Below are 24198 nucleotides of genomic sequence, written 5' to 3' on the forward strand. Positions count from 1 at the left end.
CATAACAAGAACGGGGAGGAGGTTCTTCTTTTCCAAGGGAAAAAGAAGCAAAAAGACTTTCAGATTCTAGTCGGAGAAAAACCGGGGGGGTTTGATCCCCACCACGGGAAAGAGTTTTTTGGTTCTTTTTTGCAAAAAAAAGAACGCTTCTTTATCCTCTAACGCCGCAATTCCATCCCGATCGGTCCGTCCTTGCGCCCATGGGTAAACTGATCGACCATCGCGTTTCCGCTGTCCATCAGTTCTGACGCCAGCCCCTGCCAGACCAGTTTGCCATGATAGAGCATGGCCGCACGGTCGCCGATACGCTGCGCCGAGGCCATGTCATGGGTGATGGCGACAGCGGTTGAGCCAAGGCGTTTGACGCAATCCACGATCAGTCCGTCAATCACAGCCCCCATGATGGGGTCGAGGCCCGTTGTCGGTTCGTCGAAGAACAGGATGTTGGGTGTGCCTGCAATGGCGCGGGCAAGCCCCACGCGCTTTTGCATACCGCCCGACAGCTCGGAAGGCGCGAGTGCTCCTACCGAGGGATCGAGCCCGACCTGCTTGAGAATATCACCGGCCTGGGCACGGGCTTGTGCCGCACTCAAGCGGTGAGCCTTGCCGCGGCCCTTGGCGCGCAGGCCGAACACGATGTTATCGGCCACGCTCATGCTGTCGAACAGGGCAGCATTCTGGAACAGCATGCCAATCTGTTCGACAAGGGCATCGCGTCGTGCGGGGGAGGCGGTAAGCACGCTTTCGCCGTCGATCTCGATCGTGCCGGAATCCGGGGTGATCAGACCGAGGATGCAGCGCAGGAGCACCGATTTTCCACTGCCTGAACCACCGATAATCACCATTGACGTTCCGGCTTCGACATCGAGGTCGATGCCATCCAGTACGGTTTTGGAGCCGAAGGATTTGGTCAGGCCGCGAATGCGGATCTTGGGCAGGGCGCTCATTGGGCGAAGAACAGATCCGTCAGGAGGTAATCGAAAGCGAGAAGCAGGATCGAGGCGGCCACGACCGCAGCCGTGGTGGCCGAACCCACGCCCTCGGCGCCGCCGCGGCTGGTATAGCCATGATAGCAGCCCATCAGGCTGATGATGAACCCGAACACGGCCGCCTTGGAAAGACCGACCAGCACGTCCAGCGGCTTGAGCGCGTTGAACGTGGCAATGATGTAGTTCTGCGGGTCAAAGCCGAGCTTGGAAACCGAAACGGTAAAGCCGCCGAGCACGCCCAGAATATCGGCAATAAGCACCAGAAAGGGCAGGGCCAGCGTACCAGCCAGAAGGCGCGGCGTAACCAGATACTTCATCGGGTCGGTCGAAAGGGTACGCAGCGCGTCGATCTGGTCGGTCACGCGCATGGTGCCGATCTCGGCTGACATGGCCGCACCGACGCGGCCCGCCACCATCAGACCGGCCAGAACCGGGCCAAGTTCACGAACCACGGCCAGAACGACGATGCCTGCAATGGCGCTCTGCACATGGTACTGGGCGAAGCCTGCATAGGACTGAAGCGCGATCACGCCGCCAGAGAAAATCGCGGTCAGCGCCACGACTGGCAGCGAATAGAAGGCGATTTCAATCAGGCTGTTGAAGAACACGCCCCAGTAGAAGGGCGGTCGCAGCAGATGCGACAGGCCTGCCAGGGCAAAAAGCGCCAGAGCACCAGCCTTGCGCACGATGCCGAGAAAGGCACGCCCGATGGCCGCAACGGGATCGAGTAGGAAATTCACGGTCAGCAGCTGCCATCAGGGAAGGTCATGCTTCAAGCCCTAGCCTGCCTGACGCGCTACGTCAAAGCCCTCTGTGACGCGAGGATGCACCCCGATCGTCTGCCTTTCCGCGCATGGCACCTGTGACAAACCGGATTGGGGAGACAGGGTGTGAGAAGGCTGAATTCTGTCAGCCCTGTCAGGCGTTTCCCAAAGGCAGGGCATGTGCGTCAGAAGGGGCGGTCAGGCCCCGTTCTGACGCCGGTCCAGATCGCGAAACTGCGTATGCAGGTGGAAGTCGCGCGAGGTGACGCAGGTCTCAACGGCCCCTACACGCCTGTCGAGCTTTTGCAGACGCTCTGTCAGATCAAGCAACTGCGGAAGCTGGGTTTGTGGCATCGGGTCTGACACACGGGTCATGAGCGACAGAAGGAAAGGCTCGACCTTGCGGGCAAGTGCCGGATGATGGCTTTGAAGGGCCGCGATGATCTTCGGGATGAGACGCCGACGCATCAAGGCAATGGCCAGCGCACTCAGCGCAACCAGCCCGGAGGCCATGCTGCCGTTATCGGACAGTGTAGGTAGGGTCATTCCGAATGTGTATGGGCTGGAGGGCGTATGTTGCGTGCTGGGATGGGCCGCCCTCGACGTGACTGACGCTGCCGGTGGCTCGGGAGGTTCTGGTGGCTCTGGTGGCTCTGGAGGCTCAGGGGTGGAGACGTGAACACTCTCACTTCCCATGCGACGCAGCGCATCGAAATCGATGATCGTGCCATCTGGCTTGATCAGGCGATGGCTGTTGATGCGTGTCCCATCGGCCAGACGCATGTCGTCGGGCGTGATGCGGGTGCCATTATTCGTGTTGCTGTCGCGCACCACGCCGGTAAAGCGCTCGCCATGGCCGGACGGCATGGCAATTTCGATACTGCCGCTCGCGCTCGAATGGGCGTGCTCGTCTCCCAGCACCTGATGCACGCGGATATCGCCCGAAGCGCTGGTGCGTAGCGTGGCGTTGCGTGCCACGCCGTCAAAGATGGCGTCACCCGGACCGGACAACGACACGGCAAGCTGGTCGATAGTGCCACCGCGTATGACGACATCGCCGGGACCGGTCGTGCCGATCACGACCGAGGGCGCAGTCGCGGTATCGATTTGCGCCTCGCCCGGCCCGGAGGTGGCAAGAATTGCCGGCCCGGTCAGTGTGCCCAGGGAAAGCGCGCCTGGACCGCTGCCCCTCAGCAGAAGGGCGCTCGCCTTGTCGACCGAGATATCGCCCCGGCCCTGACGCAGGGAGAGCGGTCCGTTGACCCAGTCGATATCCAGTTTGTCGTAATTCATCGCGGTGGAGACAATGGCTGCCCCCTCGCGTAGCTGAATTGTGGCATCCTGACCGCAGGCGTTGCCGGTCAGCCACGCGTCGTGGTGACCTGCCTCGAAGGAGAGACCCGCTGGCACCTCCCGCATGTCGGCATTCTGCTGGAGCGCCCCGGCACCCCGGACGTGAATACGGGCGGCGCATCCCGCCTCGATATGCAGCGTATAGGGTGCGGCGGCGAGTGCGGCCTCCGGTGTCGTGGGCAAGCTCGTTTCTGCAAGGGCGGGCGATATGGTCAGGACGAGAAAAACGCCCAGGCTGATACGGCTCATGACGTCTGTCCTTTTTTCATGGGGCCGCAGTTCGGACCCGCTGACCGCACGCAGGCGTCGGTTGTCCTGTCGCCGCCAGGCACGCTCTGCATCACCCGTGATTTCTGGCGAGATGATGAAATTCTCGATGCAGGTGGAAATTGCGCGAGGTCACGCATTGCTCGATATCGCTCACGCGTTTGTCGAGACGCTGCAAACGGGCTTCCAGTGTAGCAATTTCCGGCGCGCTCGCCGCCAAGGGCAGGGGCGCATGGGACGAGCCGGCAGAACGCCTGATGCGCGACAGAAAATCCACCGGTACGAAGCCTGCAATACGCCGACGGAACACGATAAGGATCAGCGCCAAGAGGCCCCAGCCCAGCCATCGCCGATGGCCGTGACGCGGTGTCGCGTCATCACCGGCTGTGGCCCGGTCGTCGCTTTCATCATTGTCAAAGCTGATAACCGTGCCGTCGGGCCGCGTCAGACTATGGGCCGTGATGACGGTGCCATCAGGCAGGGTGAGGATAGCATGGCTTGCATGAGACGATTTGCGGAGGGACGACGCATGATTGAGTGAAATCGTCGCTGGGGAATGGGCTTCCTGGTGCAGTTCGCCCGTTACCCTATCGATGTCGATCCCGCCATAGCCCGAAGCGACAAGGTTTGCCGTGCCGACTGTTCCGCCGAATTTCAGATGCCCGGAACCATGAATATCGGCGTTGAGTGCCCCGATGGTCCCGGCATTCAGGGTGATGGAGCCAAACCCTCCCGAGTTTGCCGTAAGGTGTGAGGCATCTACGCGGGCAATCGTGACACTGCCGCTGCCTGAAGTGGTCAGGGTGGCGGGGCCGTTCAGCCAGCCGAGCCGCAAACTGCCAAAGCCGTTCTCGTTCAGCACAAGCGCCGTTGCCTGATCGATGGAAATCGTGCCGCTGCCACGCTGAGTGAGCGAAACCGGCCCGTTGACGCCGGAAATATGCAGCGAACCAAAGCCACGCATGGACGCGATGATGGCTGTACCCGGTCTGACATGCAGGGTCGAGGCACGCTCGCACTGATTGCCATCGACAGTTGTTTCATGACCCGAGCCGGCAATCGTCAGCCCTGCCATCTGCCCACCATCCCGGTCCTCCAGCAGGGCAGCGTCACCCTGACCCTCGCTGGCCCCCTCGATCGTGATGGACGACGTGCATGAGGTGTTCAGGCGCAGCGTATAGGGGGCTGCATCAAGAAGCGCCTGAGGCGTGGCCGCGCTCGAAAGGGCCGTATTCGAAAGTGTCGGATCGGCAAGGGCTGTGATGGGAAGCAGGAAGCACAGACCCGTAAGGCCTATGACCTGCGGCAGGATCCGGCTCACGGCTGCATACGGATAACGGGGCAGGGGCAGGCGGATCACCTCGTCTGATCTCCCTTTGATGCGGAGGGAGCGGCAGGGATAGCGGGCGTGACGCTCCCTGTCGTACGCGTCGCCGCGCCTGAGGAATCCTGAGGACTGCTCTGGGCTGCACCATTCGTCACGGGCTGCGTGGCGGGCGTGTTTGTGCCTGAGGGCTGCCCGGCGCTATTCGGCGCACTGTTGGCTACTCCCGGTGTGGCCGCTGTTGGGCTCTGGGACGCAACACCCGTGTTTGGCACCGTCGCGACAGAGGGCGAGACGGGAGGGGGCGTCGCGATGCCCGAAGTCGAGCTTGCTGCAGGTGCTGTTACCGTGCCACTCTGGCCCGGATTCCCTGTAGCAGGTGCCGGTGTGGGCGGTGTCGGCACATTCTGGCCTGATGTTTCCGGGGGGAGGGGCGGCGTGCTGGGGGGCGTCATGCCCTGCGGTGCAATTTGTGTCGGGCCAGAAACCCCATTGCCTTGCACAGGGCTGCCCTGCGGTATTCCGGCAGGGAAAGCGCCTCCCGTTGCGACACCGCTCTGAGGGGCGCCGCTCGGGGTAGCGCTATCATGGGGAACGCTCCCTTGCGCAGCATGATCCTGCGGCAGGGTCTTGTCCCCGGGAGCAGGAGGGGCGGGCGGTGCGGCTGTCGGAGCAGAGGGGCTCTGGGGTGGTGATCCCGCATCGGGCGGTGGCGAGGCGACCGGGCCGATCTGTACGTTGCCCGTGCGTGTCAGGGCACCGCTCACCGTTGGTATGGCGACGAGGCCTGTGCCAGAGGCGGAGACGGTGGCCGTATTGGCGCTCCCCCCAAGGCGAGCGCTGGCGGCGTTTTCGACCATGAGGGTCAACACGTCGAAACGGCCATCCGTCACGGTCAGATGGCTGGTCTCGGAAAGCTGGGCCGAAAAGGCATCGAGATCGGCGTGATCGACGACAAGACCCGAAGCCCCGGTCTCGACCACCTGCGCGGCGCGGTTGAGGCTGGCGATATGGACCTGCTCGGTGCCACGCAGGCTCAGATCGAGCGACTGGATGGTGTCGGCATCGAGTTGACCGGCTTCAAGGCTGGCCTCTAGCGAGGCCAGCGTGCCGTGAATGATGATATGGGTGTCATGACTGTCATGGATCATCACCCCGACATTCGGTGCGACCAGAATGGAGACGCGGGCATTGGGAGCACAGGTCCGGCTGGTGATCAGAACCTTGGACGATCCCTGCGTCTTGCCTGTGCGCATGGTCAGATGCGCCCCACCCGAGGGAGAGCTGTCGATCGATACCCCGTCGCTCATGGCCGGATCGACCATGATCTCGAAGCGCCCCAGGCAGGGCACGCTGAGATCGAGATCCTCAGCATCCATCACGACCGGCGAACCGGCATGAGCCGGGGCAGCCATGGCATGGCCGTCAAACCCGGCCCCTCCCGGCCCGAGCGGTGCCAGGCCAGCCAGAAGCAGGGCCGCAAGCGCCACGCGGCGCGTGTGACGAGAGGCGGGGCGGCGATACAGACAGTCTGCCATCATGAAAAGCTCCGCGTTCTCCAGCCAGGGACATCCTCGTCCAGAATACGCTCGAGCTGATCGACACGTTCTTCAAGGCGGCGCGCCTGCACATGCGCCATATTGAGCGCAGCGAGGTCCGATTCCTGCAACTTGCTGGCTGTCGCCTTCGCGCGCGTGCGAATGGTCACGATATACATGATCATGACGAAGGGCATCACAACCGCAGCGAGGCCGATCAGATCACCCAGATCGGTTCCGGAACCATGACTCATGACGGCCTATCCTTGCTTGCAACGCGTCTCATGCTTGTCCTCATCCCTGACGGCTCTTGATTCTGGCGCGCAGCGCTTCGAGTTCGTTCTCGACCGCCATATCGGTTTCGAGGCCCGCCAGTTCTTCCTGCAGGCTCGGCTTGCGTGTGCCACCGGGGCCACGGCCGAGATCATAGGCTTCGGCCTTCCCCTCAAGGGCGTCAAGCGCACGCTCGACCTGCTCGAAGCGGTTGAAGGCATTTTCCACGCGCGTGTCATACAGGCGCTCGCGTGTCTTGATGCGATTGGTCGCAGCCTTGTGGCGCAGCGAAAGCGATTTCTCGCGGGATTTCGCGTCCGCCAGCTTGGCCTGCAGCTTGCCGATATCGTCGTGCTGCTGGTCAAGGCTTTCATTGACCTGTGCAATCTGCTGCTCCAGCGTCTTGCGCGACTGCTCGATGGTGGCCTTGGCGGCAAGTGCGCCCTTGGCCAGATCTTCGCGGTCGCGGGTCAGGGCCAGTTCAGCCTTACGCAGCCACTCGTCTTCCTCCTGCACCATCGTGCGTGCACGACGCTCAAGCCCCTTGCGCTCGGCAATCATGGTGACAGCCTGGCTGCGTACCTCAACCAGCGTGTCTTCCATCTCCTGGATGATCAGCCGGATCATTTTCTCCGGGTCTTCGGCGCTGGCCAGTATGGCGTTGAGGTTGGAGTTCACAATATCCGCAAGGCGGGAGAAGATACCCATGTGACGATCTTTCTTTGCTGGAACGAATTTAACAGGAAATCGGGGCAGGAGAACACAGGCTTCTCTTGCAAGCGTAACGATCCGGGGTGAAAGATAGAGTTCTTGCAACACCACGGATGAGACTGGCCAGAAAATGGCGCGATCTGCCAGAAACGAAGAAAACCCGACACCGATCGGACAATCTCCCGCGTTTCTGGAGATGCTCGACCATATCTCGCGTCTCGCACCGCTTGATCGGCCGGCGCTGATCATCGGCGAGCGCGGTACAGGCAAGGAGCTTGTCGCTGCGCGACTGGCCCTGCTCTCGCCGCGCTGGGACAGGCCGCTCATCAAGCTCAACTGTGCAGCCCTGCCCGATACCCTTCTCGATAGCGAGCTGTTCGGTCATGAGGCTGGCGCTTTTACCGGGGCCCAGCGTCGCAGGCTTTCGCGTTTCGAGCAGGCGCATGGTGGCACGCTGTTCCTCGATGAGATTGCCTCTGCTTCCATGGCAGTTCAGGAGAAGCTCCTGCGTGTCATCGAGTATGGCAGCTTCGAGCGCGTGGGCGGGAACGAGACCATCCATGTCGATGTCCGCATTATCGGCGCAACCAATGCCGACCTGCCCGACATGGCCCGCAAGGGTGATTTTCGAGCCGATCTGCTCGATCGTCTTGCCTTCGATGTGGTCATGCTGCCGCCCCTTCGTGCCCGACACGAGGATATCCTGATTCTCTGCGAGCATTTCGCCACCCGTATGACCGCAAGCCTCGGTCGCAAGCTTTTCGCCGGGTTCAGCGACAAGGCCCGCGAGCGTCTCATGCAGTACGAATGGCCCGGCAATGTGCGTGAGCTCCGCAACGTTGTGGAGCGCAGCGTCTATCGTATGGAGCGTCCTGAGCGCCCTCTCGATGACATCGTGTTCGATCCTTTCCGCAACGGGCCCGACTGGTTGCGTCCTCTCGCCCCCGAGGGAGTGACGGCCACGAAGCTGCCCGTCATGACGGAGCGCATCGTGCAGGACGCCGCCGCGCCGGCCGCGCGTGAAGCTCCATCCGCGCCTTTGCCTGCTTCCCTCCCTGAGGGGCTGACCTTCACCGAAGCCACGCGCGCCTATGAACGTGCCCTGATCGAACACGCCCTGAGCGATGCGCGCTTCAACCAGAAGCAGGCCGCCACGGCTTTGGGGCTGACCTATTACCAGTTCCGGCACCTGCTCCGTGCGCATGGCTTCGCCGAGCGTAACGCTCGTAAATCCGTCGGAACCGAAGCCTGAAAGGGGTGGGATCTTGACCATGATCTCAATCTTGCAAAAAACATGCCAAAGTTATTATTCCTGAGGAGTGTCCGCCTTTGCTCGTTTTGATGTGGTGAGAATTACCATAATTTGGGATAAATTGCCCACCGTATGCTGGCGCGATCGACGCTAGGAGGATGTGCGAGCATGCATCCTGACAGGGGTTTTTTTTAGGGATGACACAGTCAGGATGTGTACCACGCTGCTTTTCTGACAGGTGGCAGGGATAAGCTGTCGTCCCGAGTTCGGCATTGTTGTCGCCTCGAGGGGTGTAAATGCCTTGCTGGATCGGCTGTATTACGCCGGCGCGTTTTCCTGGAGAGTGCGGTCCGGGTATTGTGCGATGGACAGGACAGGCGTGAAACGCATCCTTATTGCCACAATGGATGACCATAAGGACATGAATGCGCGATTGCGTTGACGCGACGACCATTCGCCCGCAAAAGAGCACTTCCACAGTCTAAATGCCCGCCAAGGCGCAACCAATTTGTGCGCCGGAGGCGCTGTTTCATCTTGACCATGACATTCGACGAACTGGCCCTTGCGCCCGCTATTCTCAAGGCGTTGGCCGAGGCTGGTTACAAAACGCCTACGCCGATCCAGGCGCAATCCATACCCCTGCTGCTGCAAGGCCGAGATCTTCTGGGCATGGCCCAGACGGGAACGGGCAAGACCGCCTCCTTCGCGCTGCCCCTGCTTCATCGCCTGGCTGCTGACCCACGTCCCGCGCCGAAAAACGGTGCCCGTGTTCTTGTTCTGGCGCCTACGCGTGAACTGGTCAGCCAGATTGCCGATGGGTTTGAGGCATTTGGCCGCCATCTGGATTTCAGCGTGACCACAATCTTTGGGGGTGTCAGCCAGTTTCATCAGGTCAATGCGATGAAGGAAGGCGTCGATATTCTCGTCGCGGCGCCCGGTCGTTTGCTGGATCTGATCGAGCAGGGGCTTTGCGACCTGTCCACTCTCGAAGCCCTGGTGCTGGATGAGGCAGACCAGATGCTCGATATGGGCTTTGCCAAGCCTATCGAGCAGATCGTTGCTGCAACGCCGACTGAGCGCCATACGGTCCTCTTTTCCGCAACCATGCCGAAATCCATTGCGGCACTGGTAGACAGCCTGCTGCGCGATCCGGCGAAGGTGGAAATCGCCCCGCCTTCCACCACGGTGGATCGTATCGAGCAGACAGTCATGTTTCTCGATGCTGAGCACAAGAAAGCGGCCCTGCTATCGCTTCTCAGCGCCCCCGATGTCGGGCAGGCTGTCGTGTTCACGCTTCAGAAGAACATCGCCAATGAGGTCTGCTCTCATATTACCGAAGCGGGCATCACGGCTGAAGCCCTGCACGGCAACAAGTCGCAGGGTCAGCGCGAACGGGCGCTCGAAGCATTCCGCGAAGGCCGTGCACGGGTTCTTGTCGCCACGGATATTGCCGCACGCGGTATCGACGTCGATACGGTGACGCATGTGGTCAATCACGATCTGCCCAGCCTGCCTGAGGCGTATGTCCATCGTATTGGCCGTACGGGCCGTGCGGGACGGAGCGGGCGGGCCATCACCCTGTGCGATGCCGAGCAGCGCGCTTGGTTGCACGATGTGGAGCGCACGATCGGACGCGCACTGACAGTGCATGAAAATCACGAATGGCATTGCGAGAAAGCACGCCATTCCACGGCACGGGCACCGGTGCTGGGCGGCGGCCCGGTGAAGCAGATCAAGGTGCCGAAAATACGTGAGCGCAAGATCTGGACCGATGAAGAGAAGGCGGCAGCCCGTGCTGCTGCTATGGCCAAACGCGCAATCTGAACCATTTCACTTATGCATGGCAGGGGGCGTTGCCCCTGCCATGCCTGACTCCGGCCCGTACCGCGTCAGGGACATGGGTACAGAAACCGGGTCGACCCAAGTGCGGTGACGTCAGGGAACTGACTTCACCGTATTCATGGGCGGGATCGCTCAGGGGCGCCCGATGGAGCGGTAGGTGAACCCTGCGTCGCGCAGGGTGGCGGGGTCCCAGATATTGCGGAAATCGGCAATCACCCTGCCGCGCATCGCTGCTTTGAGCTTGGCGGGCGGGATGGCGCGGAATTCGTTCCATTCGGTCAGGACGATCAGCGCATCGGCATCCGTTGCGGCCTCCTGGGCAGAATTTGCGTAGATCACGCTCTCTGGCAGGAGGGGGCGGGCCGGTTTCATACCTTCCGGATCGAAAACCTGAACGATGGCACCTTCTTCCACGAGGCGATGAATGAGCGGAAGGGAAGAGGCCTCGCGCATGTCATCGGTGTCGGGTTTGAAGGTCAGACCGAGTACGGCCAATTTCTTGCCTTTGACCGTGCCTCCACACAGGGCGATCACGCGTTCGGCCATGGCCGATTTGCGGGACTCGTTGATGGAGACCGTGGCCTCGACCAGAAGGGAGGGCGCCCCGGCATCACGGGCAATGGCGGTCAGGGCGCGTGTGTCCTTGGGGAAGCAGGAGCCGCCATAGCCCGGTCCCGCATGGAGAAATTTACGGCCGATGCGCTGGTCGAGGCCCATACCGCGCGCCACGTCATGAACATTGCCACCGACTTTTTCGCAAAGATCGGCCATCTCGTTGATGAAGGTCACCTTCATGGCAAGGAAGGCATTGGCAGCGTATTTCGTCAGTTCGGCCGTCTCAAGACCGGTCATGACGATGGGCGTCTCGATCAGATAAAGCGGGCGGTAGAGCTGTCGCATGAGGGCGCTGGCAGTTTCGCCCTTGTCGACGCCAGTGTCGTCAATGCCGATGATGACGCGATCAGGGCGCATGAAGTCCCCGATCGCATTGCCTTCACGCAGGAATTCCGGGTTCGAGGCCACGCTGAAGGTGAGTTCGGGGCGTTCCTCACGCAGGATGCGTGCGACTTCACGCCCTGTGCCCACCGGCACGGTTGATTTCGTCACAACCAGCAGACCCGTACGGGCATGACGGGCAATCTGGCGCGTGGCCTCATACACGTAGGTCAGATCAGCATGGCCATCGCCGCGCCGTGTCGGTGTACCCACGGCAATGAAGACAGCCTCGACCTGCGCGATGGCGGTGGCGAGATCATCGGTAAAGCTCAGGCGACCGGCTGCGACATTGGCCGAGACAATCTTGTCGAGACCCGGTTCGTAGATGGGAATGGACCCGGCGCGGAGCGCGGCCAGCTTGTCCTGATCCGCTTCGACAATCACGACCTCGGTGCCGAACTCAGCAAAGCAGGCGCCGGAAACCAGTCCGACATAACCGCCGCCAATCATCGCTATGCGCATGTGATCTCTTATCCTGTGCGAACTCTCTTTGTGCAGGGCGTAGCCCAAACCGGGCACGGGATAAAGCTCGCGTGCTGGAAAGGGGGGCGGCTCGCCTCCTCTATGGTGTCTGAGCTGGCCTTGACCGTGCTTCTGACCATGGCTGTTCTGACTGCAGCCAGATGTCAGCCGTGATGCAATCATAACCGGTGGGACCATCAATCATGAGACTGACGAGACCTCCGGGCGTATCGGGGGAGGGGAGAAACGCGAAGCTTCGTATGGCTCTGGTTCTGGAGATGATGAGCTCAATGCGTTGCCGGGGCGGGCGATGGTTCTCGATGAAGATGACAGCATGATCGACACCGCGCTCAAGGCAGATATCGGCTGTTGTCGAGTATTCGTTGCAACGCCTGGTTTCACCCTGATCGTCAAATGCGGGATCGAAGGCCCTGCCAGTTCCTCGATGCTTCAAACCCTGTGGACTGAGTTCGAAGATCTGGCGATCACGTGTTGCGAACGCACCGGTATTGAATGAGACGATATCAGGAATGCAGGAAACGAAATCGAGGTGGAACACCGGGTGAAACCTGAATACCTCACGCGTTCTTTGCCAGTCGAAATATCCTTCGGCGCGATTGATGGTCAGTCGGGTGCCTGACACCACTTCCTGAGGACTGATGCAGTGGGGCAGGGCATTGGCCTACGCATAACCGGACGCTCCGGTCATGATCATGATGAACGTCAAAAAAGAGCGTATCAGCGATTTCATTATTTGGATAGTCTATACATGATATATTGAATTAAAAGATAATAGACGTCTTTATTATAGTATTTACAAAAAAAAGAGATGAGTATAGATAAAGCATGCACTCTTGTTGTATGTGCGAGCCACGCGGCAGGAACAGGACGAAGGTCGCATGTCATGACATGGAGCGCTCGTCGATGAGGGTTTCCCGATCCGGGTCGCGTCAGTGAGGGCGCTCGATCCTCGTGGTTGGGGCTGGTCAAGCTCCGCAGCAGAACAAGGCAGTCACACAAACCTGTTATATGCAGGCGGCACAGGGCGTAAGGGTAAAAAGGCTGGTTGCCTTTCTGGCAGGGGAGGAGGAGAAGAGGTTTCTATGTCTGACAGACACGACTCCCCCTGAGAAACCGGGCTCAGCCCTCCTTCCGGGTGACGGCCAGGGCGCGCCATGCGCCTTTGGTTCGTTTTCGTGTCTCGATGGCCAAGACTGATTGGACCCGGTTTTCCCGTGCTGACCTCATCGACCCAACCCGCCATACGTTTTTCCACCGGGCAGATCATCCTGCTCGGGCTTGTCAGTACGATCGGTCCGATTTCGACCGATATGTACCTGCCAGCCTTTCCCCAGCTGGAACAGGATCTGGGGCAGGGGCCAGGCTCTGCGCAGCTTACGCTGGCAGCATGGTTCATCGGGCTTGCCATCGGGCAGTTCTGCCTGGGTCCGCTTTCCGATCGCTTTGGCCGACACAAGCCCATGGTGGTGGGTCTGGCCATCTATGTAGCCGCGACCATCGCGCTGGCGACAACCAGTTCCTACTGGTCGTTCTGTCTTCTGCGGCTGGTTGCCGCTCTGGGCGGCGCCATCACGAGTGTCATCCCGCGTGCCATCGTGCGCGATGTGGCAACCGGGCATGAGGCTGTGCGCCTGATGTCGCAGCTTACCCTCGTCTTTGGCGTCGGGCCTATTCTCGCACCTACGCTGGGCAGTATCTTCCTCGCCTTCGGCAGCTGGCGCCTGATTTTCTGGGCGGGTGCCGTCGCCGCTGCCTTGCTGGCCGGGCTCTGGCTGACCGTCATGCCCGAGACACTCCCGCCCGAGCGGCGTTATGCCCTGCCGCCGGTCGAGATTCTGCGCCGTTATGTCAGTCTGGTGCGTGAGCCTGTGTTCATGTCCTCCGCCGCCCTGTCGAGCTTCAGCACTTTCGTGATGTTTGCCTATCTTTCCAATGCGCCGCTCCTGTTCGAGCATCTGCTTGGTTTTACGCCTCGCGCCTTTGCCATTTTCTTTGGCATCAATGCTGGCGGGTTCATTCTGGCAACGCAGATCAACGGACGTCTGTCGCATCGTTATGAATTCACGACGGTCATGCAGGCAGGGCTTGTGGCCTGCCTCGTGTCAGGGCTGATCCTGCTGGCAGTCAGTGCCAGTCATATCGTGGGGCAAAGCGACCCCTGGCCGCTTTGCGCGCTGATTATCACTACAACCTTCATGCTTGGCTTCATTGGTCCCAACGCCAACGTACTGGCGCTCACCCATCATGGGCATCAGGCGGGGGCGGCCTCGGCGTTGCTGGGTACGATGGCGTTCGCCATTGGCGGGTCGAGCGGTATCCTGATGGCACTGCTGCCGCCAACGCGGCTCAGCTCCACGGCGTTCGGTATGCTGGCTGGCATTACGGGCATGGTGCTGTGTAATTTCTGGCGTCGTGCTGCCGAAAAACGCCAGAAATCCGTCTGAGCTACAGGCCCCCCGCTTCGGGTCGGGAAGCGTATCAGGGGCGGAAATGCCCCTCACGCAAACGGGTCTCGATAGCTTCGAGCGTGGTGCCTTTCGTCTCGGGCACAAAGCGCAGGACGAACAGAAAAGCGAGGGCGTTGATGGCGCCGAAAAGCCAGAATGTGCCACTCCGCCCCAAATCATGAACCAGTGACAGGGTGAACAGCGAGACCAGCGTGTCAGACAGCCAGACCGTGGCGCTGGCGAGCCCCATAGCCTTGCTGCGTATGATCAGCGGAAAAACCTCGGAGGCAATCAGCCACACCGCAACCGAGAGCGAGCCGAAATTGAAGAAGATATAGGCCAGCAACGCAATAATGACGAGGACGAGCCGCGTTCCACCGAGGGGCGCGTGGTCAAGAAACAAGGCCCCAAGCCCGAACAGGGCGAGGGCAGCGAAAGGAAGCATGACCAGCAGCATGCGTCGTCGGCCGACGCGGTCGATCAGCATGATCCCCATGAGGGTGGTTATTGTCGATGTGACCCCCACGCCCACCGAGGTAAGAAGCGAGGCCGCATGGCCCAGCCCGGCCTCGGAAAGAATGATGGGCGCATAATAGACAATCACATTCGGGCCCGAAAGCTGTGACAGCGCAGCAAGCCCGATAGCAGCAATCAGCGCTGGGCGGAGCCAGCGTGCACGCAGGGCCGACCAGCCGGGTATGTCGGCGGATTTCGACTGTGCATCACGCAAGGCGTCAAGCTCCTGACGGATGGGTTCGTGATGACCGCGCAGGCGATACAGCACGGCCACAGCCTGCGCCTCGCGCCCATGTTCGAGCAGCCAGCGCGGGCTTTCGGGCAGAAACATCATGCCCAGAGCCAGCAAGATCGCCGGGATGACACCAAGCCCGAACATCAGGCGCCAGCAATCGGCAGGCCCGGCGAGAAAATACCCTGTGAAGAATGCGACGAGCAGCCCAAGCGAGAAAACGAGCTGGAAGAGTGAAACCAGCCCGCCACGACGCTCTGCCGGGGCCAGTTCAGCCACATAGACGGGGACGATCTGTGTTGTGGCGCCTATAGCCCAGCCCAGCGCGAAGCGCGCGACAATCAGCCATGTTTCATCCGGTGAGAGCGCACAGCCCAGCGAGGCAAGGATAAAGACCAGTGCGGCACTTACCACCGAAGAGCGACGGCCGATCCTGTCTGAGAGCGGGCCGCTCATGACTGCCCCGAACACGGCACCCAGATTGAGTGCAGCGGCGATGCCCTGTTGTCCCGTGCTGTCGAGGCTGAAACTATGGGTAATATAGATCAGCGCTGAGGCGATGATGCCGGTATCGTAGCCGAAAAGCAGTCCGCCAATGGCAGCAATGGCTGCTGCAAGGGCCACCATACGATGCGCGTGGTCACGCTGGTCGGGCGCTTTTTCAAGGCGCCGCAGGGCCACTTCGACAGTCTCGGGGTGCGATGGCGGCTGCGCGTCATGTGAGTCAGTCATCATCCTGCTCCTCGACGGGTGCGCGTTGCGTGTGGTGTCAGGAGCCTGAGAGGCGCCGTGTCAGCATGGCGCTCTCTCGGCTTCATCGACGTTTGGGGTCAGTCCTGCGCCCTGAACAGGGTGGCGAGCGTCTTTTCCATAACGTCTGGCGAGAGCTTTGCACCGAGCACGAGTTCCGCCCCGATGATGCCCTGATTGACCAGCATGCCGAGTCCGTCGAGTGTCTGGCAGCCCTGTGCCTTTGCTTCACGCAGCAGCTTTGTCATGGGCGGGTTGGGGATGACATCGGCCACGATGGCAGCATGACCAAGGCTCGAAATTTTAACGGCGGGTATTGCTTCGGCGTCGCCCAGACCGATGGAAGTCGCGTTGATCAGCACATCGGTGCCCTCCGGCACGACGAACTCGCCCTCCCATGTCATGGCATGGGCCTCGACCTTGCTGTTCTCGGTGAGAAGCCGGGCAATGGCCTGAGCTTTGTCGGGGCTGCGATTGGCAATGGTGATTCTGGCGGCACCGGCGAGGGCCAGTTCCACCGCAATGGCCCGTGCAGCCCCTCCCGCGCCCAGAATGACGATGGTCTTGCCTTTGGGCTCTGTCACCTTGCGCAGCGAAGCCAGAAAGCCTTTTCCATCCGTGTTGTTGCCGGTCAGTTTGCCGTCACGGATCTGCACGCAATTAACCGCGCCAATGATTTTGGCTGACTCAGCCAGATTATCGAGATGATCGATCACGGCAATCTTGTGAGGGATGGAGCAGTTGAATCCCGCCCACTCCATCGCTTTTGCACCAGCAATAGCGGCAGCCAGATTTTCCGGTTTGACATCGCAATTGATGTAGCGGGCGTCGATACCGGCCTTGGCGTAACCCGCTTCCATCATCGCAACGGTGGGGTTCTTCGCGCAGGGGGTGGAAAAGGATCCGGTCAGGGTCGAACGGAAGGAACGGTCTGTCATGAGGCAATCTCCTGGGGTGGCCGGACGGGAGCACAGAGCCTCCTCATCCCAAACTGAAATGCATAGCTATGCAAACTAACGCCAGAAGGAAAGATGGTTGCAGGATTCAAGTGTTACAGGATGAATTACACCCGCCCGGTGCTGCGCCTGAGCACGAGTTCCGCTTCGATCTTGTGACGTTCGGACAGACGCTCATCCGGGGTGGAGAAGGACCGGGCAAGAATGTCCAGAGCCGCGGTAACGAGCGCATCGGGGCGCTGGTCGAAGCTGCTGAGCTGATAGGCCTGCCATGCGGCCTGTGGGATATTGTCGTAGCCAATCACCACGACATCCTCCGGGCAACGCAGATCGGTGTGTTGCCTTATCGCATCCAGTGCGCCGCACCCCATGAGGTCATTACTGGCAAACAGCCCATCAGGGTGATGGCCCTGTGCGAGGGCGGCTGACATGGCGTCAAACCCCGATTGATAGTCATCGGCACCCTGAATCCGGGTGACCTCAAGCGCGTGTTCAGCGCAGCCCTGCATGAACCCGGCTTCGCGCGCGCGGGATGCGGCATTCTGGAGGGGGCCTGCCAGCCAGACGGGATGTCTCACCTTGAGACTATGCATAAGCGTGGCCGCGTGATGGCCGGATTTCGTGTTGCTGGATTGCACCGACGAGATTCCGGGCCCCGTCAGCGCCGAGTTGAAGCAGATGACCGGAATATTCAGGGCCGAGATGGCCTGAACCGTCTCTTCAGTGCCGATTGCCAGCGCCGTGATAAGGGCGTCCACGCGATAGCTTGCAAGCTGGTCGAGGGCAGCATCGAGCGTCACGTCGTCAATGACCTGAACCAGCAGGACCTGAAAACCAGCCTCCCTGATGCCTGCGGAGAGCTTTTCGAGCGCATAACCGTAAAGAGGATTACCGAGCCCGCCGACGATGACGCCGATCATGCCCGAACGGCCAGTCAGCATGATGGCCGGTATGCGGTTGGGCTTGTAGTTGAGCTCTTCCGCCGCCTTGAAAACGCGTTCACGCATGGCCGGCGAGATGCTGGCCGTCGTGGAAAAGGCGCGGGAGACGGCCGATTGGGAAACCCCGGCATGACGGGCAACATCGATAGAGGTGATCACACGTCTGGTCATGGCGCGATCATGACACAGTTCATGGCCCTTGCGCGATCCCGCCCGATCGCAGCGTGCAGGGCACAAGGCCTGACGTGACGAAAGAGCAGGGCCCTCAGTGGTAGCGGCAAGGCTTGTTGCGCTCGGGTGGGTTGGCGGACTGAATGACAAGAAGTGTTACTTCATCATCACCCACATTGCCGGCGTCATGGCCTTTCTTGCCCTTGTAGGGGCCGCTTTCCATGGGGCGCACATTCTGGTCCTCACCGAATAGAATATCGCCCGGCCCCATTTCGGCGCGCGTGCCGTCCATGGCGCGCACCCACCAGCGCCCCTTGAGCGGGATGATCCATTGCGGCTTGGGGTCGGGGTGCCATGCGCCATTCCAGTGCTGCGGCTGCACGGTCATCATCACGGTTGCCGTCTGGGGCTCCATGGGGTCCTGCCATTGAGGTCCGGCAGGCGGCGACATGCTTTTGAGAAAGAAATTCGACACCGGGCAACGGGCGATGTGGCTCACGCCGTTGTCGTCTGTCCAGAGATGCTGATAGCTGCGCAGTGGCTTGGGGGGAGCCTTGTCGGCAGCCTGCACCATCACGGCAGTAGAGAGGAAAGCCAGAAAAACGGGTACGGGCCATAAATATTTCATCGATCCGGCTCTCGACAATCTGGGGATGGGCAGGTCACATTTCCCTGCTTACGCTTGTATCGTCGCATTGGTTCCGAGACCCTTGAATTGATCAGATATCTCTCCCTTTTTGTCGGTCTCGTCATTCTTGCCTATCTCGTCATGGGGGCGTTTCTGTACCTGCGTCAGGACAGTCTGGTTTTTCCTGCCGACACCACACCCCTCGCCAGCCCCGACGATCTGATTGACGGCGCGCGCCGCGTCACCCTGCACACGCAGGATGGGCTGGCGCTTTCAGCCTATTACCGGCCGCCGGTCGGGCAGGGACCGGTCATCATATATCTGCACGGCAATGCCGGGACGATTGCCAGCAGGGCGCGCCGCTTGGCCCTTATGGCGCAAGGAAACACCGGGCTTCTGGCTGTTGAGTATCGCGGTTATGGCGGTAATCCTGGCAAGCCGGGAGAAGCAGGTCTGATGATGGATGCCGCTGCCGGAATGGCGTTCCTGCGCCAGCAGGGCATCGAGCCGAGACAGATCATTCTGTATGGGGAGTCCCTGGGCACGAATGTGGCCCTGCGCACGGCCCTGGCTTTCCCGGCAGCCGGGCTGGTTCTGGATGCGCCCTATACAAGCATCGTGGATGTGGCCGCCTCACGTTATCCCTACATGCCTGTCCGGCTTCTCCTGCGCAGCCGCTTTGATACGCTTGGCCGTATTCCCGCATTGAAAATGCCGCTGCTGGTGATGCGCACATTGCAGGACCATACGGTGCCACCGGCCCAGAGCCTCGCAGTATTCGAGGCCGCCCCCGAGCCGAAACAGATCTGGACGACGCAACAGGGCAGCCATTCCACCCTGATCGAGAGCGGTGGGCTTGCCGTGTTACAGCGATTTATCGGCCGGGTCTGTCCGGCCGAGCCCTGAGGAACATATTCGAGCCGTCGCCGGCGCTTGCCCGTTCCGGCGTGGGATGATCAGGGAATGGATTTGAGAGCCGGATAAAGCGCTCTGTACCGTGCGTAGGCTGCACGATAGGGGCCACTCAGCGTTTCATCCGGCGTGATGGTGGCCACGCGCTCTGGCGGCAGGCAGACACTGGCGACATCCTCGCCCGTAACGGCAATGCGGGCGAGCCGTGCTGCGCCGAATGCGCCGCCCTGCTCGCCATTGGCCAGACGATGCAGCCTGACCCCCAGAACGCTGGCGAGAATGGCGGTCCAGAGCGGGCTGCGCGACCCTCCGCCAATCACATCCGCTTCAGTGATCACGGTGCCAGACTCGGCGAGTCCCTCCAGTGCGTCGCGAAACGAGAAGGCGACGCCTTCAAGCACGGCCTGCGTCATCTGGGCGCGTGTCGTGTCCTGCGTAAGCCCGACAAATCCGCCGCGTACCGTGCCGTCATTATGCGGCGTGCGTTCGCCCGACAGATAAGGGGCAAACAACACGGGCGAGGGGGCAAGCGGGGCTTCGGGCAATTCGGCAAGGAGGGTCTTTTCATCAAGGCCGGTGACACGCGACCACCAGGCGAGCGAGGCCGCTGCTGAGAGTGTGACACCCATCTGATGCCATTGATCGGGGACAGCATGGCAGAAGGAGTGAATGGCGTGGTTGCCGCCCGGATGGAAGCTGTCGGTTGTGACCCAGATCACCCCCGATGTGCCTAAGGAAAGAAAGGCATCACCCGTGTGAATGGCCCCAAGCCCGACAGCACCCGCAGCATTATCCCCTGCGCCACCCGCGAAGACCGGTGCCCCTTTCATGCCCCAGCGTGCGGCGAGTGACGCATCGAGCCGACCGGCAGGCGCCGTTCCCTCACAAAGCGCGGGCATGGCGGCAAGACGCAGCCCGGAGGCCTCGAGGGCTGCGTCGGACCACAGGCGCCGCCCGGTATCGAGCCAGAGAGAGCCGGAAGCATCGGACATATCGTCGATCAGCGCGCCTGTGAGACGAAACCTGAGCCACGCCTTGGGAAGGACGACATGCGTTACCTTTGCAAAGATCTCAGGTTCGTGACGGGCCACCCACATGACCTTGGGGGCGGTAAATCCCGGCATGGCGATATTGCCGGTGATCTGACGACAAAGCGGAAAGCGATGCTCGAACAACGAGCACTCCGACTCGGCCCGGGTGTCGTTCCACAGAAGGCAGGGGCGCAAGACCTCGCCCTGTGCACCCATGAGCACGGCACCATGCTGTTGCCCCGACAGGCCAATGCCACGGAGTTCGGCCAGTTCATGCGGATGGCTGGCATGAAGCGCATCAAGCGCGCGCAGGGTGGCTTCATACCAGTCCTCGGGGTCCTGCTCGCTCCAGCCCGGATGCGGCCGGCTGACATCGAGTTTCTCGGTATGGGCAGCCAGCACCTTCTGGTTCGTATCAACCAGAACAGCCTTGATTCCGGACGTGCCAAGATCAATGCCGAGATAAGTACCGGCAGTGGCGTTGGAGGGTGTGTCAGATGCCATGATGCAGCGAACCTCGGGTCTGGGACTTGAAAGCGTCTTGGGTTTCTGGGAGCGGGATGCTTGAAAATCAGGGGTGGCGTCGACGAAAGGCAGATGAGCGCCGCCTCTGACACGCGCCATCCTGTCGGGGCAGAAATGGAAACGCGACAAGATGGCGTACAGGTTTCGTGGTTATTTTTTCCCGACGCACAGACTCTGACCGCAAGGGCATGCCCGTTCCGGGTTCAGGTAAAGCCCTCGGGGCAGGATGAAAGACCGCGCCTTGCAGGATTGTCGCGTCACAATCGGGTGAAATCAGGGGGCGGAATGGGCCCCCTGGGCGGTGGAACCTGACATTTCCGGCCATTCATCCCCATTTCAGCACGATGTGACAGCGGTGCCGGAGTAGGCATGGCGGTTGTTCCTGTTTATGGTCGCCAGTCTCAGGCCGTCATGGCATGGCGGGTCGAACAGACGCACGACAGAAGTCCGAGCGGGCTAAGGGAGAGATGATGTCGGTCGAGATAAGGGTGCCGGTTCTGGGTGAGAGTGTCACATCAGCGACGATAACCCGCTGGCTGAAACAACCCGGCCAGGCCGTGGCCGCCGATGAGCCTGTTGTCGAGCTCGAAACCGACAAGATCAGTGTCGAGGTTCCCGCGCCGCAGGCCGGGGTGCTCGGCCATGACCTTATGGCCTCGGGGGCCGAAGTGGCTGTTGGCAGCGTGCTTGGTACGCTGGACCCCAATGGCAAGGCCGATGCCAAACCCGCCGACAAGCCGGCTTCGTCGTCCGCCTCGGCTTCAGGTCAGTCGTCGCCGGTGCAGTCTGCCCCGGTACAGTCTGCTCCGGCCCAGCCCGTGCAGGCCCAGCCTGCTGCGGCGGCGCAAGGCGCGGCAGGTACCGCCCGGCGTGACCCCATGCCCGCAGCCTCCCGCCTGATGGCGGAGGAACATATCGACCCGTCATCCGTGACGCATGGCACCGGGCTGGATGGTCGTGTGACCAAGGGTGACGTGCTGACGCACATGGAGCAGAAGCCCGCGACTGCACCCGGTGCAGTCCCCGCACAGACGGCTACGCCCGAACCGGCCTATAACCCGGCTGCCCCTTCACCGGCGGTGGCCAGCGCCCTTGCGACCCTGCTGGGCAAGACCGAGCAGGACAGCCGTGAGCAGCGCGTCCCCATGACGCGCCTGCGTCAGACCATTGCCCGCCGCCTCAAGGATGCGCAGAACACGGCAGCCATTCTCACCACCTTCAACGAGGTGGATATGAGCGCGGCCAAGGCCCTGCGCGCCGAATATCGCGAGATTTTCGAGAAGAAGCACGGCGTGAAGCTGGGCTTCATGTCGATCTTTGCGCGCGCCTGTATCCGTGCGCTTCAGGAATTCCCGGCAATCAACGCCACGATTGAGGGTGACGAAATCATCTATCGTCGCTTCGTCAATCTGGGCATCGCTGTGGGTAGCGAGCGCGGGCTGGTTGTGCCGGTGCTTCATGATGCCGATCAGATGAGCTTTGCTGAGCTGGAGCGTCATATCAACGATTATGGTGCGCGCGCACGCGCTGGCACGCTCAAGCTCGACGAGCTGTCACGCGGCACATTCTCCATCACCAATGGCGGCGTGTTCGGCTCGTTGCTCTCCACCCCGATCCTCAATCCGCCGCAATCGGGTATTCTGGGGATGCATGCCATCCAGGACCGCCCGGTTGCCGTGGATGGTCAGGTGGTCATCCGTCCGATGATGTATGTGGCCCTGTCCTATGATCATCGCATGGTCGATGGGCGTGAGGCGGTCAGCTTCCTTGTGCGCGTCAAGCAATATGTCGAGGACCCCCGTCGCCTGCTGCTTGATGTCTGAAGCCTGTCACGTCTGAAAAGCCCGAGCCCTGAAAATCCCGATGTCCGAAGAGAAAGCAGCTGCCATGTCCGAAACCCGTGATTTCGATTTGGCCGTTATCGGCGCAGGCCCTGGCGGTTACGTTTGTACGCTCAAGGCCGCGCAGCGTGGTCTGAAGGTGCTGTGCGTCGATCGTCGCGAGACGCCGGGCGGCACATGCCTCAATGTCGGGTGTATTCCCTCCAAGGCACTGCTGCACAGCTCGGAACGCCTGCACGAGGCCGAGACCGAATTTGCGTCGCTCGGCATCGATAACGTCAAGCCAACGCTCAATCTTGGCCAGATGATGGCCCGCAAGGAGCGCGTGGTGGGCGATACGGTTAAAGGCATCGGTTATCTCTTTCGCAAGAACAACGTGACCTTTCGTGTGGGCGAGGCTGTTCTGACGGGGCCGCACAGCCTCACAATCAACGGCGAGACAGTGACGGCGCAATCCATCGTAATTGCGACAGGGAGCGCCCCCGCAGCCCTGCCCGGTGTGAGTTTTGACGAGAAGCGCGTTGTTTCCTCGACCGGCGCACTCAGCCTGGACAATGTGCCGAAGCGTCTGGCCGTCATCGGTGCGGGTGTGATCGGGCTGGAGCTGGGGAGCGTCTGGAAGCGCCTCGGCAGTGAAGTGACGGTCATCGAATATGGCGACCATATCGCGCCGGGTTTCGACCGTGGTCTGGGGCGTCAGTTCCAGCGTTCGCTCGAAAAGCTGGGCCTGAAATTCCGCCTTTCCACCCGCGTGACCAAGGTGGCGACAGAGGGTGAAAGCCTCGCCCTGACGCTGCAAAAGGTTGGGAAGGAAGAAACCGAGACGCTGGAGGCCGAGGTGGTTCTGGTGGCGATCGGTCGCAAACCCTACACGCAGGGTCTCGATCTGGGCGCTGTCGGGATCGATCCTGACGAGGCCGGTCGTATTCCTGTTGACGGGCATTTCCGCACGTCCTGCCCCAGCATCTATGCCATTGGTGATGTCATCGCCGGGCCGATGCTGGCGCACAAGGCCGAGGAAGAAGGTCTGGCGCTTGCCGAGCAACTGGCAGGGCGCGTCGGGCATGTTCCCTATGATGCAATCCCTTCGGTTATCTATACCCAGCCGGAATTTGCGATGGTGGGCAAGACCGAGGAACAGCTCAAGCAGGAGGGCATTGCCTACAAGACGGGCAGCTTCCCCTTCATGGCGAGTGCCCGTGCCCGTGCCATTGCGGCGACAGATGGCGGCGTAAAGGTTCTGACAGACGCCAAGACAGACCGTATTCTCGGTGTGCATATTCTGGGGGCCTGTGCGGGCGAGCTGATTGCCGAGGCCACGTTGGCTATGACCTTCAAGGCCAGTGCCGAGGACGTTGCTCTGGCCTGCCACGCTCACCCCACCCTGTCCGAAGCCTTCAAGGAAGCGTCTATGGGGGCTTTCGACCGGGCCCTGCATCTCTGAGAGCGGCAAGGC

The 24198-nt window shown here is 61.1% G+C and carries 20 protein-coding genes; 7 read left to right on the forward strand and 13 right to left on the reverse strand.

All coding sequences use genetic code 11. The features are described 5' to 3' along the window. Nucleotides 1-158: 158 nt before the first annotated feature. From Asbog_RS01875 to pspA, 7 genes are all read right to left on the reverse strand, one after another. The gene (locus tag Asbog_RS01875; protein WP_062163882.1) at nt 159-947 is read right to left on the reverse strand and encodes an ABC transporter ATP-binding protein; all 789 of its coding nucleotides are present in this window, start codon (nt 945-947) and stop codon (nt 159-161) included. Next, nucleotides 944-1729 carry an MlaE family ABC transporter permease gene (locus tag Asbog_RS01880; RefSeq protein WP_023979657.1) on the reverse strand — a complete coding sequence of 262 codons (786 nt, stop codon included), beginning with the start codon at nt 1727-1729 and terminating at the stop codon, nt 944-946. The genes Asbog_RS01875 and Asbog_RS01880 overlap by 4 nt, the downstream gene beginning before the upstream one ends. Before the next feature lie 222 nt (nt 1730-1951). Beyond that, nucleotides 1952-3355, reverse strand: coding sequence for a head GIN domain-containing protein (locus Asbog_RS01885; RefSeq protein ID WP_062163883.1), 1404 nt, complete (start codon nt 3353-3355; stop codon nt 1952-1954). Nucleotides 3356-3446: 91 nt separating this feature from the next. Further along, nucleotides 3447-4733, reverse strand: a complete 1287-nt coding sequence (locus Asbog_RS01890) for a GIN domain-containing protein (protein WP_062163884.1) — start codon at nt 4731-4733, stop codon at nt 3447-3449. Further along, entirely contained in the window at nt 4730-6238 is a 1509-nt protein-coding gene (locus tag Asbog_RS01895; RefSeq protein ID WP_062163885.1) for a hypothetical protein, read from the reverse strand. The genes Asbog_RS01890 and Asbog_RS01895 overlap by 4 nt, the downstream gene beginning before the upstream one ends. Next, a complete protein-coding gene (gene pspB / locus Asbog_RS01900; protein ID WP_062163886.1) occupies nt 6235-6489 on the reverse strand; it encodes an envelope stress response membrane protein PspB in 255 nt (84 codons plus the stop codon). The genes Asbog_RS01895 and pspB overlap by 4 nt, the downstream gene beginning before the upstream one ends. A 40-nt stretch (nt 6490-6529) precedes the next feature. Beyond that, the gene (gene pspA, locus Asbog_RS01905) at nt 6530-7216 is read right to left on the reverse strand and encodes a phage shock protein PspA (protein WP_023979662.1); all 687 of its coding nucleotides are present in this window, start codon (nt 7214-7216) and stop codon (nt 6530-6532) included. A gap of 133 nt (nt 7217-7349) precedes the next feature. Between pspA and pspF the strand changes: the two genes are divergently transcribed. Both pspF and Asbog_RS01915 read left to right on the forward strand, forming a co-directional pair. Further along, nucleotides 7350-8471, forward strand: a complete 1122-nt coding sequence (pspF, locus tag Asbog_RS01910; protein WP_062163887.1) for a phage shock protein operon transcriptional activator — start codon at nt 7350-7352, stop codon at nt 8469-8471. 540 nt (nt 8472-9011) lie between these two features. Beyond that, nucleotides 9012-10295, forward strand: coding sequence for a DEAD/DEAH box helicase (locus Asbog_RS01915; RefSeq protein WP_197669061.1), 1284 nt, complete (start codon nt 9012-9014; stop codon nt 10293-10295). Nucleotides 10296-10445: 150 nt separating this feature from the next. Here Asbog_RS01915 and Asbog_RS01920 read toward each other — a convergent pair whose 3' ends face one another. Beyond that, nucleotides 10446-11771, reverse strand: coding sequence for a UDP-glucose dehydrogenase family protein (locus Asbog_RS01920; protein ID WP_171840645.1), 1326 nt, complete (start codon nt 11769-11771; stop codon nt 10446-10448). Nucleotides 11772-12081: 310 nt separating this feature from the next. Between Asbog_RS01920 and Asbog_RS14335 the strand changes: the two genes are divergently transcribed. Continuing rightward, a complete protein-coding gene (locus Asbog_RS14335) occupies nt 12082-12288 on the forward strand; it encodes a hypothetical protein (protein ID WP_146926431.1) in 207 nt (68 codons plus the stop codon). 718 nt (nt 12289-13006) lie between these two features. After that, nucleotides 13007-14236: a multidrug effflux MFS transporter gene (locus tag Asbog_RS01930; protein WP_062165650.1), complete on the forward strand. Its 1230-nt coding sequence runs from the start codon at nt 13007-13009 to the stop codon at nt 14234-14236. A 34-nt stretch (nt 14237-14270) separates the two neighbouring features. Here the strand turns inward: Asbog_RS01930 and Asbog_RS01935 are convergent, their stop codons facing one another. From Asbog_RS01935 to Asbog_RS01950, 4 genes are all read right to left on the reverse strand, one after another. Continuing rightward, nucleotides 14271-15719 (reverse strand): sugar porter family MFS transporter, encoded by a 1449-nt coding sequence (locus Asbog_RS01935; RefSeq protein ID WP_062163890.1) that lies wholly within the window; start codon nt 15717-15719, stop codon nt 14271-14273. A gap of 98 nt (nt 15720-15817) precedes the next feature. Next, nucleotides 15818-16675, reverse strand: coding sequence for a shikimate dehydrogenase (gene aroE / locus Asbog_RS01940; RefSeq protein WP_062163891.1), 858 nt, complete (start codon nt 16673-16675; stop codon nt 15818-15820). 125 nt (nt 16676-16800) lie between these two features. Beyond that, a complete protein-coding gene (locus Asbog_RS01945; RefSeq protein ID WP_062163892.1) occupies nt 16801-17805 on the reverse strand; it encodes a LacI family DNA-binding transcriptional regulator in 1005 nt (334 codons plus the stop codon). Between the two features lie 94 nt (nt 17806-17899). Beyond that, nucleotides 17900-18379, reverse strand: coding sequence for a cupin domain-containing protein (locus Asbog_RS01950; RefSeq protein WP_231944683.1), 480 nt, complete (start codon nt 18377-18379; stop codon nt 17900-17902). Between the two features lie 141 nt (nt 18380-18520). Here Asbog_RS01950 and Asbog_RS01955 point away from each other — a divergent pair, with 141 nt between their 5' ends. Then, nucleotides 18521-19339 (forward strand): alpha/beta hydrolase, encoded by an 819-nt coding sequence (locus tag Asbog_RS01955; RefSeq protein WP_146926436.1) that lies wholly within the window; start codon nt 18521-18523, stop codon nt 19337-19339. 50 nt (nt 19340-19389) lie between these two features. Here the strand turns inward: Asbog_RS01955 and xylB are convergent, their stop codons facing one another. Beyond that, nucleotides 19390-20880: a xylulokinase gene (gene xylB / locus Asbog_RS01960; RefSeq protein ID WP_062165651.1), complete on the reverse strand. Its 1491-nt coding sequence runs from the start codon at nt 20878-20880 to the stop codon at nt 19390-19392. A 491-nt stretch (nt 20881-21371) separates the two neighbouring features. On the opposite strand from xylB, the gene odhB reads away from it, so the two are divergent. Together odhB and lpdA are read left to right on the forward strand one after the other, a co-directional pair. Beyond that, nucleotides 21372-22724 (forward strand): 2-oxoglutarate dehydrogenase complex dihydrolipoyllysine-residue succinyltransferase, encoded by a 1353-nt coding sequence (odhB, locus tag Asbog_RS01965; RefSeq protein WP_062165652.1) that lies wholly within the window; start codon nt 21372-21374, stop codon nt 22722-22724. Between the two features lie 40 nt (nt 22725-22764). Next, the gene (gene lpdA / locus Asbog_RS01970) at nt 22765-24186 is read left to right on the forward strand and encodes a dihydrolipoyl dehydrogenase (protein WP_231944632.1); all 1422 of its coding nucleotides are present in this window, start codon (nt 22765-22767) and stop codon (nt 24184-24186) included. The last annotated feature ends 12 nt before the right edge of the window (nt 24187-24198 follow it).

Origin of the sequence: Asaia bogorensis NBRC 16594, from assembly GCF_001547995.1 — a bacterium.
GTDB classification, from domain to species: Bacteria; Pseudomonadota; Alphaproteobacteria; order Acetobacterales; family Acetobacteraceae; genus Asaia; species Asaia bogorensis.